The sequence below is a fragment of the Ruegeria sp. O11 genome (assembly GCF_056535285.1).
This window is the reverse complement of record NZ_JBQERS010000014.1, coordinates 78,230-94,493: the sequence shown is the minus strand read 5'-3', so window position 1 is coordinate 94,493 and position 16,264 is coordinate 78,230. Positions and strand designations below refer to the sequence as shown.

Sequence of the window (16,264 nt, the reverse complement as noted above, 5' to 3'; positions counted from 1 at the left end):
CTTACTCCAGATCCCAGGCGCGGATCCAGATTACGGCATCCTGGCTCAGCTCTTTACCTTCATGCTCGGTTTTCGGACCAGAGCCCAGAGCAGCGAAACCCCAGTAACCGGCCTTGGGTACACCAAAACTGAAATAGCCATTCTCGTCCGAAATCGCTACCAGCGCACCACCTGGCAGCGGTGACACTGTCGGTGCAGCGGCGCCCGTGCCTTTCAGGTCAGGGGCGGCGGCGATGTATTCGATCTCAATCTCGACCCGTGCAACTGGTTTGCCCTCGCTCAGCACGCGACCCGTGAAAGTAGAGCCCGCAATGATGTTGTAGGGCTTGTTCAGCGGCAGGATTTCTGTTGCCAGACCTTGCGGCTGATCCCAGTCGGTGGGCAGTTCATTTCGGTTCAGATAGGCCTTGGTGATCTGCTGGATATAAATGTCCTCAGATTCTTCGTAGTAAGGCGCAGGAACGGTCACCACCACATAGTCGCCCGAACGCTTCACCGGGACCGAGCCTTTGAACGCCTTGGCGCTGTTGTCTGGGCCGTCAAATGTGGTTTCTTCCAATGTGTCCAGCAGATCGGTTTTACTGCCGTTGTGGATCACATAGAATTCTTCCGGTTTTTCAAGCGTCATCACATGACCGGCTTCAAACGGGTGCCAGAATATCAGCTTTACCGGCACAGCACCGGGTCGCTCGATAATCGTGTTTTCTGTGTATTCCAGTAGGAAATGAGCGCTCGCAAACGTAGGCATCACTGCAGCAGCTGCGGCTGCCAAAAACAACTTCTTCAAAACTCAGTCCTTCTCAGGTCGCGCCTTCCCCGGCACATATTTGGTTTTGACTTGGGGAGGGCCCGCGTCCGTTCGTCGACCGAGACAAACGGATACAGCGCACACCCCGTCGCCGACAATGAGCACCCTTTCCGAGGGCGCGTGTTCGGCAGGTCTCCTGACTTGCGGGTCAGGGCGCTATGCTGGCCTTCCCGGGATATCCCAGTGGCATTGTCAGCCGCGCTCGCCGCTTACAGTTGCGGGGGCAGTTGCAGATTTGGCGCGAAGAGCGCCGCACTACATTCCCTATTGCTCCCAGAGGAATCCCCCGGAACCGAACATGGCGTGTTCATGCCAGAACATGCAAAGCGCGGTCAACAATCGTTTCCGTCACTAAGCGGGCCATTTGCGAAATTTGAGTACACACATGCGCTCGATCAGTATCGGATTGATCCTGACAGCTTCATCACAGCCGTATTACAGCCATCTTATCTTGCGTCATGTCATGCATGGTGTAGCCGATACCGCCGGTGTTGTACCCTGATTGACGGCGACCCGCGAATGGCATCCAGTCGACCCGAAAAGCAGTATGATCGTTCACCATTACGGCCGTGGCGTCCAAATACCGCACAGCTTGCATTGCTGTATCCAGGGATTTGGTAAAGACCGACGCCTGAAATGCAAAAGGAAGGCCGTTTGCAGCGTCGTATGCAGCACTAAGATCATCATATTCATAAACACAGACAACCGGCCCGAAGATTTCGGAGATGGACACGCTCGCATCAGCGGGTGGGTTTAGAAGGACAGTCGGTGCATAGGTCGTTCGGCCCAGCCGTTTACCCCCTGTCATTACGCGGGCACCTCCCGCAACCGCTTCGTCTACCCATTGTTCTACTCGATCAACTTCACCCGGACGGATCAGTGGCCCACATTCCACTCTGGCGTCACGGGCATCACCCACCTTCAACGCTGAGGCGGCTTCTGCCAACTTTCGAGCGACCGTTTCCGCCATCCCTGATGGAGCAAAAACACGCTGAACCGAGACACAAACTTGACCGGAATGATAAAATCCACCCTTGGTCAACAAGGGGATCATGGCATCAATGTCGGCTGTCTCATCGATGATAACTGGCGCCGCTCCGCCGTGCTCCAACGCGCATCGCGTCCCCGGCGCCAGCTTCGAGCGCAGCATCCACCCGACACGTGCCGATCCGATGAAAGAAAAGATTCCGACGCGCGCGTCCGTGATCATCCGTTCAGCTACATCATTTTGGCAAATCGCCAGATGGCACCACTCCTTTGGCAGGCCAGCCTCATACAGGATGTCGACAAATGCTTCGCATGACAGTGGTGTATCAAGCGCCGGTTTGACGAGGACCGGGCATCCAGTGGCCACAGCCGGGGCCACCTGATGTACGATCAAGTTCAACGGATGGTTAAACGCGCTTGCGGCAACCACAACGCCGATGGGTTCACGCTGTGTAAAGGCAATCCGACCCGATCCTGCTGCTGTCAGATCCATCGGTATTTCCCGGCCCGCCATCTGCCCGATTTCATGGATACACAGTTCGACACCATCAATAGCACGTGCCACTTCGATGCGCGCGTCAATCAAGGGTTTGCCACCTTCGCTGGCGATCAGCATCGCAAGGTCTTCCGCGCGGCCGGACATGATCCGGGCTGCATTCTTCAGAACCTCAATCCGCCTGTAAGCAGGCAACCAAGTGCCCCGATCACGGTGCAGACCGTGTGCCACGTTCAGCATCACATTGATATCGTTCCAGCTTTTAACCTCGACACTACCGATTTTGTCAAGATCAAACGGGTTCAGAACTTCAACAACATTACTCATATCAGACAGACCTTCGCCGCAAGCTCATCAATGAGGACACGTTGGTTTTCACTGTAATCGACCGGCAAGTCGATCAGATGCACACCACCTGCTTCAAACGCTTTTTCAAATGTAGGCACCAGATCTTCTGTCCTTTCAACCCGATGACCCGCAGCACCATAGCTGTTGGCGTATTGCACAAAATCAGGATTCTTGAATTCCAATCCCCAATCATCAAACCCCGCATGCGACTGCTTCCAACGGATCATTCCGTACGAGCTGTCATTCAGAACAGTAACAACCAGATTGAGGCCAAGACGAACGGCGGTTTCAATCTCCTGGCTGTTCATCATGAACCCTCCGTCACCGCAAATGGCCATGACCCTGCGTTCGGGATATAGCTTTGCTGCCATCATGGCCGAAGGTAAACCTGCCCCCATGGTGGCAAGCGCGTTGTCCAACAAAACCGTATTGGGCTGATAGGCCTGATAATTTCTGGCGTACCAAATTTTGTAGATACCGTTGTCCAAAGCGATGATATCGCAATCCCCCATGACTTTGCGTGTGTCAGCTACAAACCGCTGGGGGATGACCGGAAAGCGCGGATCAGCAGCGCCTTCTGATGTGTGTAGATCGGTCTCGTTTTTGACCCGCTGGAAGTAACTGCGGTCAAATTCCAAAGGTCCTTGCAGGAACTCACCCAATTTGGAGATGGATTGCGCCAGATCACCAACCACTTCGACTTGAGGGAAATAAACCTGATCGACCTGCGCGGCCTTGTAGTTAACATGGATCACTTTGGTGCCGCCCTCTTCCATGAAGAACGGCGGTTTTTCCACAACATCGTGGCCCACATTGATGATCAGATCAGCGCGTTCGATGGCGCAGTGCAGATAATCACCATCCGACAGAGCGGCTGTGCCCAAAAACAGTTCGGACCGCTCATCCACGACACCCTTACCCATCTGAGTATTGAAAAATGGAATCTGAGTATCGTTCACGAACTTGCTCAGTGCGCTGCGGGCGTGTTTTCGGTTAGCCCCGGCCCCCAAAAGCAAAAGCGGCATCCTGGCAGCGCGGATCATCTCAGCCGCTTCGGTCAGAACTGCATCACCGGCCACGGCATAGTGACGCCGATGCGGTTCAAGAACATGCTCAGAAGTCTCTTCGGCTGCAATGTCTTCCGGAAGTTCCAACAAAACCGCGCCGGGGCGTTCCTCTTGCGCGACACGAAAGGCTTCACGGATCAATGAGGGGATAGTGTTGCCGTGTACAATCTGTTTGGACATTTTACAGATCGGATCGAACAGCCCAACAATATCGACAATCTGAAACTGGCCCTGTTTCGACTTCTTGATGGGTTTCTGCCCCGTGATCATGATCAGTGGCATACCACCCAGATGAGCATAGGCCGCTGGCGTAGCAAAGTTCGTAGCCCCCGGCCCCAGCGTCGCCATGCAGACTCCAGCCTTACCCGTCAGACGTCCATAGGTCGCAGCCATGAAAGCCGCTCCTTGTTCGTGACGCGTGAGAACCAACTCTATTTTTGAGGTTCTCAGAGATTCCAGAACATCCAGGTTCTCTTCTCCCGGAACAGCAAAGATGTACTCAACACCCTCCGCCTCAAGCGCTGCGACCAGCAGATCAGAAGCTTTGTTAATTGGCGATACGATTTGGTCATTGGTAGACATGTAATCTCCTGATTTCACGACAGATCGGTGAGCTTGGGGTGGCCACAAAACTAAATGTACCACCATTTTGAATGAGGTTAAGGTCCATCGATTAACCACCGGCTTGCAATCGCTATCGCTTGGGAAACAGCTTATCCTCAGAATTGGGTTCCGCGCTTATCGACTAACAATCACAACTGAGTGGTCCTTCGCTCCCTGCTCCACTGTCTGCAATTGGCAATACGCAAAATGAACCACTCCAATGGAGTGCAGATCACGCGTCGACCCGAGCGGAACAGTTGAAGAAACATTTTTGTCGGCGCACCCAATCCCTGAATGCTCTGACTGATTGAGGGGCGTTTCCGCACGATCCTGAACAAAGATATATTGCCAAAATAACCCGCACAAACGCTCAAAAACGAGACAACACCGGGCGACCACGGGAAAATTACGCCACATGGCCCTGTCGAATTGGGTGATTACCCAGACGTGAATTACAATGAGCCAAAGAACTGCAAGGCCAACGAGAGAACTGGATAGCTGCAACATGTTCTTTGGCTCGTTCTTGGTTCGACTTAGGCCCAGCCTAGGTGCGCTGCAATCAAGTCGATGGCTGAATATTCAAACTAGATTGGAACTGGAACGTCCATAATCCAGCACAGAGCTCATCACGTATTGGTGAAGTGATATCTACGCGGTAACAAAATGAGCGCGGAGACAGAACAGCGTAATCCGTCACTCTCGAAACACCCTGTCCTTTACGCGTATGACTGGCTTCGTCAGATACTCCAGCATTGTTTTTGGTTCGGACAGCATATCAACTTGAGCAACCATACCCGGTATCACGCCCAGGTTCTGCCCATCCGCATCCGTCAACGCTCCAACCAGCCATATCTCCACGACATAGACCGACGTTTCTTCATCCGGGGCAAGTACCGTACCCGCACCGATGCGCGTTACCCGCCCGTCCAGTGCACCATAGCGTGAAGCGTCATATGCCGTAATACGTACCTTTATCTCCAGATCAGGTCGAATAAAGGCAATGTCATCCGGCGCGACAAAGGCCTCGACTGTGACGGTTTCACCAATCGATACGATTTCAACTACGGTCTGACCCTGCTGGTCCACTCCGCCCAAAGTCGAAATCAAAACCTGATTGACAATGCCGCGTGTCGGTGCGCGAATTTCGGCACGTGCGAGGCGGGTCTGAAAAGCTGGAATACGGGTTTCAAGCGGAGCCAGTTTGTAAGCCTCTCCATCTGAAATGGTCCACCGCTATGTTTAAGAAACGGAGTACCAAGAATAGCAAACAAGCGACCGAAGCCAGAAGAGATTGTCTAAACCGGCCAGAAATGATGTTCTCCTTCAGAATCACTAAGAACAGCCAGTAATCCTGCAACACAGCGCCAATATTGCGGGTCTTATCCGCCGGATCCACGGCACGCGCATCCAGACCATCCTGCATCACCGCCCCGGTATCAGGTTCATACAAACCCAAGATCAAGCGCGCCAGATTGCTTTTCCCAGACCCAATCGGGCCCTATATCGCTACTTTTCCGCCCGGTTTGATCGCTAAATCGATATCCTTAAGAATCGAACCCAACGCGCCATCGTAAGCAAAACTGACACCTTTGAAGTCAATCTGACCTTCGATCCTGCGCCGAGACAAATAGCGCCGACCAGGCTGACGCTCGACCTCTTGCACCATCATCGCATCGATCTGGTGATAAGCCACGCGCGCTTTGCTCGGACGTGTCAGTACCTGCGCCAACTGGGACAGAGGCAACAGGGTTTTGCCCGTCAAGATCACGCAAGCGATCAGTGCTCCCATGGAGATCACCGCGTCCCGGATCAGGAACACAACGAAAAACACAATCGCGACCTGCGTGATCTGTTGAACCAGAAAGGTAAGTTCACCGTTCCCTATGACAGCAAACGCGTCCTGCCGGAACTATCTGCCTGCGCGCCTACCGTCTCCTCCCAGCGGGCGCGCATGACCGGTTCGGCACCGGTCGTCTTGAGCGTTTCCAGCCCCGTCTGAGTTTCCATCAGAACTGATTGTTTGATCTGACCATCAACACTAGATTCACGCGCATATTGGCTGAGGAATGGCTGCGCCAAATGCCCCGAAAGCAACGTAATCTGCACAGCAATTGCCGGAACCAGCGCGAGAGGACTGCCGATGGCTCAGATCACACCGATAAATACAAATAGGAAGGGCAAATCGACCAAAGCAACCAGAGAGGCTGAGGTGGAAAAGTTACGTACCACCTTAAAGTCCCGCAGGATAGAGGCCATTCGCCCATTCTGACCCCCACGTGACTTAATCTTGAGCGCCATCAACTGATTGAACAGCCGTTCTGCGATCTTCCTATCCGCCCGTTTCCCTGCTGTGTCAATGAAACGCGACTGTAGATTTTGGATAAGAAAGCCAAAACAGCAACACAAAGCCCACACCAGCAACCAAGGCCATTAGACTGTCGACCGCTTCATTCGGCAGGATGCGATCATAGAAAACCATCGTGAACGGAGAGGTCGCCAGTCCAAGTACGCTGGTTACCACGGCGGCCATAAACCCCACTCAGATCGCTGAACGCAGCCCAGAACCAATGCCCCTGTGGCGCTGAACGGTCCTCCTCCGAGCGGCGCGATCGCGTGGCGCGCAGAACCCCGCGCGCTTTCCTCGGGCGTGGATCCTGTCGCCGCAAAATCTGCAGCTCGGATGATCCAGTACAGACATCAATCACTGGAAATCGATCCCTATCCTTTCGATTCAGCACTACAAAAGGGGAGCCCTCGGCAAAGGCCCAGAACCGGAAAGAGGATCGGATCAAGCTTCAACAACCGCGCCTTGCCGAAATCCGCCCTGTAACCCGCCACCTCCAACGCACTTACAGCGTCTTCGACGGTATAAGCATCAGGCTTGCCCTTAAAAACCCGAAATAGATCTGCCTCGGGCAGACCATGGCCTAGATGTTCCGTTAATAGCCGGAGATGATTGATCAGCGGGTCGGATGTGGCAGAATTCATCGGGACTGTCACAAGGTCGGATCGGTAGGCTGAGCGACACCCAAAGCGTCCAAGATGTCACCGGTGACCGCCAGCACAGCATATTCGGCGCGACGCGCCTGAGCTTCAAGTTGAATTACCCGCACCTGTGCAAGGTTCAGTTCGCGCAATGCATCCAATATCTGAACCAATGTGCTGCGCCCAATATTAAACTGATCCCGTGCAGCATCCAGCGCCTGCTCATTGATCTCGACCGCGCGTCGGGCTGTCGCTAGCCGCCGTTGGATTGAATTGGTCTCTTCCAGCGCCCGAGACAGATTACGCTGCAACTCGCGGCGCAACTCCTCTTCATCGGCTTGGCTTTGTTGAAGATTCGCGCGCGCCGTTTTCACGTTGGCCCGTGCGGAACCACCTTGGTAAATCGGAACTGTCACGCCCAATCGAGCCTGCGCCCCATCGTCAATGAACCCCTGATCGAAATCTGTCTCAAGGATCGCGGACAGGGTCGGCCGAGTCGCCCGTTCCGCGACGATAACTTCTTGCTGGCGCACCTGGCTAACGGCAACCTGAGTCCGTAAACGTGGGCTGCGCTCAACCATCTCCTCCGCCGAAGACCCAGCCAAAGCCGGGGCCGGTGGGATCGTCGGAATAACACCGGGACGGGTCCTAAAAACTTCTACCCAGTTTGCGGTTGCCAGTTCCACTTCTGTCTGCGCTTGTGCCAGTTCTGTCTCGGCATTTGACCTGCGCCCTTGCCCGGCCAGCAGATCTGCAACAGATCCAGCCCCCGCATCAAAGCGTGACTGGAGGTCGTCAACCAATACATCCGTGCGGTCCAGATTCTGCCGAGCCTGCTGTTCGAGGCGACGATTGCGGTCCAGATTGACTATGGTTTCGATGGCCTCGAAACTTAATGCGTTCAGCTCTGACAACTCACTTAACCATGTCTGCCGGGCTTCGATCTGGCGCAATCCTACGCGACTGTTGACTTTGCCCCCATCATAAATGATCTGGCTCAACCGCAGGATTGGAACCGGATCACCGCCAGACGTCAAAGACGTCTCGGCTTCTATCTGCGGCAGAAATGCCCCCTGCTCTGCGTCGATTCGAGACTTCGATGCCAGAAGGTTCGCGGTGCCTGCGGCTGTCGTGGGTGAGGTCGCGACCGAAGTTCGTACCAGCTCGGCAAAATCAGTACGTGCAACGCTTCCCTTCAGATTGTTCCTACCTGATGCGGGTGCTTCCACCGGTTTTGCAGTCGGATCAAAGGACTGATTCCCCTGAATATCTTCAGTGCAACCTGCCAAAACTATCGTGGTTATCAAAACCGACAACCAAGCCTTCATGGTGCCAATGCTCCTGGTATTAATTCTGCGCCAGACAACAAATCATCGGTCAATATCCTTAACAAAGTGCTATTCAAAGTTCTCGTTAAAAGGGTACTTAGACGGAGAAACAATCTTATGCTTTGCACGCATATTTAGATTAAAGCGTGACAACAACTGCGCACGTGCCGCCCCTAATGTACCATCTGCACGCAGCCAAAGACCGCTTCCTTCGACCTGCAGTGCATTGTCGACTGCATCGACCAGTTCCTCATCCGTGATCGCAATGTCCAGCCAGATATCATCAATTCAAGCTTCAAATCACGGTTGACGTCATCTACCTGCGCCACAATCGACCTGTCGAAACCGCCACCCGCATCCAGAAAATCGGTGCTCGAGCCCAGTATGAACCTTTGGCTCTTTTCTAAGTCGATACTGATCCCAAAAAATCGCAGGCTAACCTTAGTAACTGTAGACGCCTTCAAAAAGCAAAATACGATCGCCTGGATCGGTCAAAACTGAATTGTTTGTTGCACGGGGCATCATAATGTTCGGAGCTCGCAACTCATAATTCGCCTCAAGCACGGCGCCAAATTCCGATCCCAGATTGTTTGTACGATAAGATAATATCACAAGTTTTGGCTCGGCGCGGAACAACGCCTGATACAGGGCAGATTCTTCGCCTGCAGATTTCGTGTTGTTGACAGCTTGTGCATCAAGCCAGAGGCGCGGCTCCATGCGACGACTGGGAATCATGCCAATGCCGTCAAAATAGGTGTCCTCTTGCTCAAGTAGTTCTTCTGCTTGCTGAACCAGCGCAAGTTGGTCACGGTTATCGTGGGCCAAATATTGAACATTTCGCAGTGTGCTCAGCACAGCAACAATTACCAGAATACCAATGACACGCGAATACCACGTTTCTGACCGCCGCATCAAACGGGCGACAGCGTCGGCACAATAGAAAGCCAGAAACGGCAGCACCATGACGAAAACGTACGGCCATGTTTGATTATGAAAAAAGACCAATGCAGAAAGCACTAACGTAAAGGTATAATATACCCGTGCAGCACTATCGCATTTGGCAAATCGAGAGGCCGCAACAAAGAGCCCAAATATCACCAAACCATATTGCAGAGAATTTCGCTATAGCGTTTGCCAGACGAACGCATCAAGTCCTTCGTAATAACTGCCCCCGTTGAACGCGAGTTCCGCTGGCCCAAAGAAAAGCACGGCAAGAACCTGTGGCATCGCGGCGCCCCCTAACAGGACTCCGTAAACTGCTATTGCGGCTGCCCGCCCCAGTAATAGCATTACCCCACGCTTCACCGCGCAAAACGACCGAAAGCGATAATACACGCACGTTGCATAAAAGCCCCACACGCGCGATTTGGAATGCTCCGCTGAACCCCTGATTGGAAACAAAATTCAATCAGCGCATGACAGTTCGTAAGAAGTTTTTGGCGATTATTCCGGCACTGCAAACCGACTACGAGTGCGATTTGCGAATGCCACCAATGACAACATCACCGGGACCTCGACAAGCACCCCAACGACGGTTGCCAGCGCCGCACCCGAATTCAATCCAAACAAGCTGATGGCAACCGCAACCGCAAGTTCAAAGAAATTCGAAGTTCCGATCATGGCGCAAGGAGCAGCAATTCGATGCGGAACTTTCAACGCATAGGCCGTACCATAAGCCAAGAAAAATATGCCGTAACTCTGTACCAATATGGGCACTGCGATCAGCACAATTACAAATGGCCGGGCCAAAATCGTTTGCCCCTGCAGGCCAAACAAAATGACGACAGTGGTGATCAAACCCACAACCGACCAGGGCTTTATACCTGCCGAAAATGTATCGATTGCATCTTGCGACCCAAGCCACCTGCGCGTGATCAACCCGGCTATCAAGGGCAGAACTACATAGAGTACCGTTGCCAGCACAAGTGTTTGCCACGGAACCGAAATCTCTGTGACGCCCAATAAAAATGCTACTATTGGCGCGAACGCGACAACCATGATCAGATCATTCACCGAGACCTGCACCAAAGTGTACGTTGCGTCCCCTTTTGTAAGTTGCGACCAGACGAAAACCATTGCAGTGCACGGAGCAGCCCCAAGCAGGATCAGGCCCGCAGTGTATTGAGCCGCGTCTTCAGGTTGTATCCATGGGGCGAAGACGAACTCAAAGAACAAAACAGCGAGGATCGCCATGGTGAAAGGCTTTACCAGCCAATTCACGACAAGGGTGATGATCAGGCCCTGAGGCTGACGCGCAACGCCCGCGACAGCACTAAAGTCAACGCCAACCATCATTGGATAGACCATTGCCCAGATCAACAACGCCACAACCAGATTAACGCTCGCCACCTCTGCCGATGCGATAACCTCGACCAGCCCGGGCACTGTCTGGCCAATTAATACACCCCCGATCATGGCAAGCGCGATCCAGACGCTCAGGTAGCGTTCAAAGATACTCATAAGATTGCCTCATTGGTCGGTGCTGTAAGTTTACAGGATATGAGTGCAGAAAGGCCGATCATGATTGCTGCGGTGCCCAGCACAAATGGAAGCCCGCCCAATTGATAGGTGACGCCCGACAGAACGGTACCGATCAATCGGCCCGCGGCATTGGCCATATAGTAAAAGCCTATATCCATCGTGACCCTTTCAGATTTGGTGAATGCCAGGATCAGATAGGAATGAAGCGAAGAGTTGATCGCGAATATCGCCCCGAAGAACAGCAAGCCAATTACCAAAGTGACAGTCAGCCATACCGGCGCCCCTGTAGACAGCAGGGCTGCGACAGTCAGAATTGCTGGGATGCAGAATAAAGCAGCAGCCCAGTCACGTGCGGCGCGTATCAAATCTCGTTCAGAGCGCTCGGACGCGCGCAGGATTTTTGGCGCACTGGCCTGAACCGCACCGTATAATATCACCCAGATGGCCATAAACGTGCCGATCATAAAGAACGCCGCGCGGTTCGCTTCCTCAGTGCCATCGGAAAGCACGGCATAAAAATAGATTGGAATGCCGACGACAAACCAAACGTCCCGCGCGCCGAACAAAAAGACCCGTGCCGCCGAAAGCCAGTTTACATTGGCCGAATTCGAAAAGACCTCAGAGAACTTGGCGCCCTTTCGCCCATTGGGAAGACCGACTGGCATGAAGGCAAGAATAGCACCCAAAACCACAGCCAGTATGATCGCCATAAGTAAAACGGCCCAATTGAAACCCAAAGTCGCCAACAGCGCCGCCCCAAACAAGAATCCAATACCTTTCACGGCATTCTTTGATCCTGTCAGGATAGCAACCCATCGGAATAGACCGCCACCTTCGGTTGGGGCAAGCAGTTTGACTGCCGATTTTGACGACATCTTTGCCAAGTCCTTGGCGATCCCACTTGCCCCCTGAACAATCATCACAAATGCCACCGAGACACTCATGGCCCATTGCGGGTCAAGCTGCGTCAGCGCAAGCAATGCCACGATCTGCAGCGCCAGACCTGCATAGAGAGTTGCCGCGAGCCCAAACCGGGCTGCAATCCAACCCGCAGCGAGGTTGGTCACCATTCCAGCGATCTCGTACAAAACAAACAGGTAAGCCAACTGCACCGGTGAGAAGCCCAGAGTATGAAAGTGCAACAACACCAGCATCCTGAGCGCGCCATCGGTCAGCATAAACGCCCAATAGGCGGCCGTTACGGCGATGTAGGCCGGCAGCCCATCGGGTCTTTGCGTCACAATGATGCCCCGACCATCAAGGCAACATCGACCAGGCGGTGCGCATATCCGAATTCATTGTCATACCACGCATAGATTTTCACCTGAGTGCCATTCACCACCATGGTTGAAGGCGCATCAACGATCGAAGAGCGTTGGTCGTTTGTATAATCTGCCGACACCAAGGGTCGCGTTTCATAACCTAGAATACCGCTGAGTTGCCCTTCAGCGGCAGCCTTGAACAAGCCATTGACCTCCTCAATGGTTGTTTCTCGTTCAACTTCGAAAACACAATCTGTCAGCGACGCATTCAGCAATGGAACACGCACGGCATGGCCATTCAATCGACCCTTTAGTTCCGGATAGATCAGCGTAATGGCCGTTGCTGATCCAGTTGTGGTTGGGATCAACGAATTCAATGCCGAGCGGGCACGACGCAGGTCCTTGGCTGGACGATCTACCATTGTCTGCGTGTTGGTCACGTCATGAATCGTGGTCATCGACCCGTGCCGGATTCCAAGGTTTTCATGAATGACTTTTACGACCGGAGCGAGACAATTGGTCGTGCAGGATGCTGCAGTCACAATGTGATGCATTTTGGGGTCATATGTATCTTCGTTGACACCATATACAATGTTAGAGGTCGGACCGTCCTTGACCGGTGCAGAGACAACCACCTTCTTAACACCGGCTTTAAAATACGGGGCCAACTTGACCTCGGTCTTGAAGGCACCCGTGCAATCGATCACCACGTCGATGCCATCCAGTGGGAGTTTTGTCAGGTCGTTTGTTCCGACGAACGGTATGTGCGTTCCATTGATGGTAATGCTTTCGTCATCATGATCGAAAGACCCAGCCCAACGGCCGTGCACAGAATCAAACTCTAACAAGTGCGCGTGCATTGCGGCGTTACCTACCGCGTCGTTGATCCATGCGACACGTGCCCCTCGTTCCAAAAGCGGCTTCAGGGCAAGCTTTCCCATCCGGCCCAGACCATTCACTGCATAAATTGTCATGTTGTACTCTCAGCGGCAGATTTGCCGATTTCATCGATGGCGGATTGCAAAGCGAGGCGATCAAGGCTTTCGACCGGCAACGCAGAAAAGGCCTCAATCCGACGTTTAAGTGCACCATAGGTGTTTTGAAACGCGAGGCTCTTCTCTGCATGGGTACCCTCGGCCTTGACCGGATCCACCATGCCCCAATGACCGCTAATCGGTTGGCCATCCCAAGCAGGGCATTCCTCGTTTGCCGCCTGATTGCAAACCGTAAAAACGAAATCGAGGTCTGGTGCATTCGACCCCGAGAATTCAGCTATGTTCTTTGAACGCAAAGCCGAGATATCGTGGCCTTTGTCTTTCAGCACCTGAATGGCAAACGGGTTCAATTCAGAGGAAGGCTTGATCCCTGCCGAGAATACATTGAACCGATCCCCTGCAATTTCACGAAGCAGAGATTCCGCAAAGATAGAGCGGGCTGAATTTCCTACGCAGAGGAACAGTACGTTGAATTTCCGATCATCCTCGACGTATTTTCCCAAATCGAAGGGCATGCACAAATCAGGTCGTCCGAGGCAGCAATCCAAGAACAAGTAGTCGAGCATTTCCCGCACAGAATGCATATCAATTGAATAAAGCAAAGAGGTTCCAACCCTCTGCTGATTTATGATCTGAGCGTTCTGCAGTGCACTAAGATAGCTCGACATGGTGCTGGGCTTGATATCGAGCGCCGAACCCAGCTCTCCAGCCGGTACCCGATCAGGATATCGCCGCATAAGCATCCGAAACACCGCTAGCCGATGTGGATGGCCTAATGTGTTAAGTTGGTTTGAGATGATTGATTCCATATTTCGGGAAATAATGAAATTATATCTAGAGTGCAAATACTTTCTATGAGTCAGGACTTCCAATGCAAGACAGACATGCTAACCAAAGGAACAGTGTGCACCAACCAAGGCTCTGAACAGAATGATTGCAAATCTAATGATGTATCAGCGCCCGCAGCTGGCAGCGGCCCATGATCGTTATTGGCAGCTGATACTTCGGAACCTAAATGAATTAGGTATAGATGGCCCCGAACATCTCTCTCAGAACGCAGAAGAGTTTTTTGTCTGGAAAAACCCGAATTTGGTATTAAGCCAGACTTGCGGCATGCCGTATCGCATCTGGCTGCATGACTTGGTCGAGTTGGTCGGCACACCGGACTACGGGCTTGATGGCTGCCCCCCAGGATATTATCGTAGTGCACTTGTCGTGCGTTCCGATGATGCCCGACAGGACATCGTAGAATTCAGCGAGTCAATCTTTGCGTTTAATCAGACATTCTCGCAGTCAGGTTACGCTGCTCCGTACTGGCATCTACGCAAGCACGGTTTTTGGTTTCAAAATCGTCTACATACGGAACAGCATGTGAAATCAGCTCAAGCGGTCGCCTCAGGACGTGCGGACATCGCATCGCTAGACGCTATGTCCTGGAAACTGATGGAGAAGCATGATGCGTTCGCGCAGGAATTGCGGGTTCTGGATTGGACCGCGCCGACACCTGGATTGCCGCTTATTACCGCGAATGGAAATGACGCAGACTCCATATTTAGTGCAGTGAAATCTGCGATCGAACTCCTTGATCCGCTCGATCGGGGCCTTCTAGGATTGCGTGGTATCGTCCGAATTCCAAAAGACAAATACGCCGAGATACCCAACCCACCTTGATTTGAGCGTTTATCGAAGCTTCGGATCAAGGATTGGAAGGCAATCTGATTCAACCCGCGAGCTTGTAGCGATGAATCAACTCAAACCGCCCATCTTTGCGTTCACCACACAACGCGATCTGATCAACAACAAACGGAACCGGCAGTTCAGGCAGAGACCTCAATATCGTTTCTGTCCAGACCGGAATATCTAGCTTGGGCAACCGTGCGGTAAGGGTCATGTGGAATCGGAAATCGTCCATCACATACGGGTAACCCCATTTGGTCAGTAAGGCATTCTGACGGGCGCTCATCCCCGGTCGCCGCCGCCGTTCAAGTTCTGCCACAGACAAAGGCGCTCGGAATTCATCCAAGTCTTGGACGCAGGCCGCAGCGACCTGTTGCAACGCCTTAGATTCACTGCGTGGTATCAGCGCCAAAAAGCGGCCAAGTCTGGTTAGTTCCAAACCATCGCATATCGCTGGAGCAAGTCCCAACGCCAACTCAGCCACGCGCATGTGCAATTCCTCGGCTGTGCTGTCACCGGCCAACCGAAATGGCGGTTTCAACGTTCCGTGAAAGCCGTATTTGCGCGGCGTCATCGTGATTCCATCCAAACCGGGAAAATCGAACAAAGGCGCTTCACACGCGCTGATAATGTCCCAACCCAGCCAGGATGCCCCGAAACGGGCCAACGGGCCGTGGGGGGGAACATAGTAGATCGCAAAACGAGTATACGACATGAACTCCTCTTATCCTGCATCCTCTGTGATAGCGATGTGTCAGGCATTCCGTGGCTTGCCAAGGTGCGATTGGCTTTGCCTGATCAGGTTTTAACCGGGGCTGTGACCACCGAACAGGGCGTGGTTGCAGATACTCAAGAATGGGAGCACCACCTTCGCGCTGACCTCTACACTGTATTCTATGCACTGCACATTGGGTCTGTGCACCGCGCCCTCACCCCCCTTTGCTCGGCACCTGGAGCGATCGCAAAAGCGCTGTTTAACGGCAGGTAACTTTGACTAATCGCAGGTAGAAAAGGGTTGTCTCTAGGGCTTTAAGAATTTCGCCCACCTTCTCATTTCCCATTCCCTGCAATTTTGAAACTTAGAGGGAATGCACCGGGATTCGAGATGGCCTAAAGGATTTTCATGTAATATGCGGCAATCCGGCGCTTGAACTCCGTCAATCTAATGTATACGAAAGTATACTATACTGATCCAGCGACAATTATGCCGCCGCGAATATCGCCCCA

At 52.9% G+C, this 16,264-nt stretch carries 18 protein-coding genes and 1 riboswitch; of the genes, 2 read left to right on the top strand and 16 right to left on the bottom strand.

Annotated elements, in window-relative coordinates; translation table 11 throughout:
- Position 1: 1 nt before the first annotated feature.
- The 15 genes from ACRZ91_RS19015 to ACRZ91_RS18945 all read right to left on the bottom strand — a co-directional run bounded on the left by ACRZ91_RS19015 (position 2) and on the right by ACRZ91_RS18945 (position 14,169).
- On the bottom strand, positions 2–787 hold the full coding sequence (locus tag ACRZ91_RS19015) for a DUF4198 domain-containing protein (protein WP_480907799.1): 786 nt from the start codon (positions 785–787) through the stop codon (positions 2–4).
- Between the two features lie 130 nt (positions 788–917).
- Positions 918–1,120: riboswitch (cobalamin riboswitch) on the bottom strand.
- A gap of 112 nt (positions 1,121–1,232) precedes the next feature.
- Positions 1,233–2,618: an aldehyde dehydrogenase family protein gene (locus ACRZ91_RS19010; RefSeq protein WP_480907797.1), complete on the bottom strand. Its 1,386-nt coding sequence runs from the start codon at positions 2,616–2,618 to the stop codon at positions 1,233–1,235.
- Entirely contained in the window at positions 2,615–4,288 is a 1,674-nt protein-coding gene (locus ACRZ91_RS19005; RefSeq protein ID WP_480907795.1) for an acetolactate synthase large subunit, read from the bottom strand. Before ACRZ91_RS19005 ends, ACRZ91_RS19010 begins: the two co-directional genes overlap by 4 nt.
- A gap of 714 nt (positions 4,289–5,002) precedes the next feature.
- Entirely contained in the window at positions 5,003–5,395 is a 393-nt protein-coding gene (locus ACRZ91_RS19000) for a beta-barrel domain-containing protein (protein ID WP_480907794.1), read from the bottom strand.
- Between the two features lie 100 nt (positions 5,396–5,495).
- Positions 5,496–5,801, bottom strand: a complete 306-nt coding sequence (locus ACRZ91_RS18995) for an ATP-binding cassette domain-containing protein (RefSeq protein WP_480907834.1) — start codon at positions 5,799–5,801, stop codon at positions 5,496–5,498.
- 6 nt (positions 5,802–5,807) lie between these two features.
- Positions 5,808–6,140, bottom strand: coding sequence for a hypothetical protein (locus ACRZ91_RS18990; RefSeq protein ID WP_480907792.1), 333 nt, complete (start codon positions 6,138–6,140; stop codon positions 5,808–5,810).
- Positions 6,141–6,190: 50 nt separating this feature from the next.
- Positions 6,191–6,415 carry a hypothetical protein gene (locus ACRZ91_RS18985; protein ID WP_480907789.1) on the bottom strand — a complete coding sequence of 75 codons (225 nt, stop codon included), beginning with the start codon at positions 6,413–6,415 and terminating at the stop codon, positions 6,191–6,193.
- Between the two features lie 247 nt (positions 6,416–6,662).
- Positions 6,663–6,839: a hypothetical protein gene (locus ACRZ91_RS18980; protein ID WP_480907787.1), complete on the bottom strand. Its 177-nt coding sequence runs from the start codon at positions 6,837–6,839 to the stop codon at positions 6,663–6,665.
- A gap of 188 nt (positions 6,840–7,027) precedes the next feature.
- A complete protein-coding gene (locus ACRZ91_RS18975; protein WP_480907786.1) occupies positions 7,028–7,297 on the bottom strand; it encodes a hypothetical protein in 270 nt (89 codons plus the stop codon).
- 8 nt (positions 7,298–7,305) lie between these two features.
- Complete coding sequence (locus ACRZ91_RS18970) at positions 7,306–8,622, bottom strand: TolC family protein (protein ID WP_480907784.1); 1,317 nt, start codon at positions 8,620–8,622, stop codon at positions 7,306–7,308.
- A gap of 441 nt (positions 8,623–9,063) precedes the next feature.
- The gene (locus ACRZ91_RS18965; RefSeq protein WP_480907832.1) at positions 9,064–9,720 is read right to left on the bottom strand and encodes a DUF7056 domain-containing protein; all 657 of its coding nucleotides are present in this window, start codon (positions 9,718–9,720) and stop codon (positions 9,064–9,066) included.
- Positions 9,721–10,065: 345 nt separating this feature from the next.
- The gene (gene arsB / locus ACRZ91_RS18960) at positions 10,066–11,082 is read right to left on the bottom strand and encodes an ACR3 family arsenite efflux transporter (RefSeq protein WP_170471912.1); all 1,017 of its coding nucleotides are present in this window, start codon (positions 11,080–11,082) and stop codon (positions 10,066–10,068) included.
- Positions 11,079–12,344, bottom strand: coding sequence for an organoarsenical effux MFS transporter ArsJ (arsJ, locus tag ACRZ91_RS18955; protein WP_170471914.1), 1,266 nt, complete (start codon positions 12,342–12,344; stop codon positions 11,079–11,081). Before arsJ ends, arsB begins: the two co-directional genes overlap by 4 nt.
- Positions 12,341–13,339, bottom strand: coding sequence for an ArsJ-associated glyceraldehyde-3-phosphate dehydrogenase (locus ACRZ91_RS18950; RefSeq protein ID WP_480907781.1), 999 nt, complete (start codon positions 13,337–13,339; stop codon positions 12,341–12,343). Before ACRZ91_RS18950 ends, arsJ begins: the two co-directional genes overlap by 4 nt.
- Positions 13,336–14,169, bottom strand: a complete 834-nt coding sequence (locus ACRZ91_RS18945; protein WP_480907779.1) for an arsenate reductase/protein-tyrosine-phosphatase family protein — start codon at positions 14,167–14,169, stop codon at positions 13,336–13,338. The genes ACRZ91_RS18950 and ACRZ91_RS18945 overlap by 4 nt, the downstream gene beginning before the upstream one ends.
- Positions 14,170–14,290: 121 nt before the next feature.
- Here ACRZ91_RS18945 and ACRZ91_RS18940 point away from each other — a divergent pair, with 121 nt between their 5' ends.
- Complete coding sequence (locus ACRZ91_RS18940) at positions 14,291–15,031, top strand: phosphate/phosphite/phosphonate ABC transporter substrate-binding protein (protein ID WP_480907777.1); 741 nt, start codon at positions 14,291–14,293, stop codon at positions 15,029–15,031.
- A 49-nt stretch (positions 15,032–15,080) separates the two neighbouring features.
- Here the strand turns inward: ACRZ91_RS18940 and ACRZ91_RS18935 are convergent, their stop codons facing one another.
- Positions 15,081–15,752, bottom strand: a complete 672-nt coding sequence (locus ACRZ91_RS18935; protein ID WP_170543810.1) for a DUF1045 domain-containing protein — start codon at positions 15,750–15,752, stop codon at positions 15,081–15,083.
- A 36-nt stretch (positions 15,753–15,788) separates the two neighbouring features.
- Between ACRZ91_RS18935 and ACRZ91_RS18930 the strand changes: the two genes are divergently transcribed.
- Positions 15,789–16,025, top strand: coding sequence for a hypothetical protein (locus ACRZ91_RS18930; protein WP_480907775.1), 237 nt, complete (start codon positions 15,789–15,791; stop codon positions 16,023–16,025).
- Positions 16,026–16,264 lie beyond the last annotated feature (239 nt).

Coding starts and splice junctions, on each gene's coding strand:
- ACRZ91_RS19005 (WP_480907795.1), bottom strand. CDS start 4,288: ATGTCTACCAATGACCAAATCGTATCGCCAATTAACAAAGCTTCTGAT.
- ACRZ91_RS19010 (WP_480907797.1), bottom strand. CDS start 2,618: ATGAGTAATGTTGTTGAAGTTCTGAACCCGTTTGATCTTGACAAAATC.
- ACRZ91_RS18980 (WP_480907787.1), bottom strand. CDS start 6,839: ATGGCCGCCGTGGTAACCAGCGTACTTGGACTGGCGACCTCTCCGTTC.
- ACRZ91_RS18950 (WP_480907781.1), bottom strand. CDS start 13,339: ATGACAATTTATGCAGTGAATGGTCTGGGCCGGATGGGAAAGCTTGCC.
- ACRZ91_RS18970 (WP_480907784.1), bottom strand. CDS start 8,622: ATGAAGGCTTGGTTGTCGGTTTTGATAACCACGATAGTTTTGGCAGGT.
- ACRZ91_RS18935 (WP_170543810.1), bottom strand. CDS start 15,752: ATGTCGTATACTCGTTTTGCGATCTACTATGTTCCCCCCCACGGCCCG.
- arsB (WP_170471912.1), bottom strand. CDS start 11,082: ATGAGTATCTTTGAACGCTACCTGAGCGTCTGGATCGCGCTTGCCATG.
- ACRZ91_RS18945 (WP_480907779.1), bottom strand. CDS start 14,169: ATGGAATCAATCATCTCAAACCAACTTAACACATTAGGCCATCCACAT.
- ACRZ91_RS18940 (WP_480907777.1), top strand. CDS start 14,291: ATGATTGCAAATCTAATGATGTATCAGCGCCCGCAGCTGGCAGCGGCC.
- ACRZ91_RS18975 (WP_480907786.1), bottom strand. CDS start 7,297: ATGAATTCTGCCACATCCGACCCGCTGATCAATCATCTCCGGCTATTA.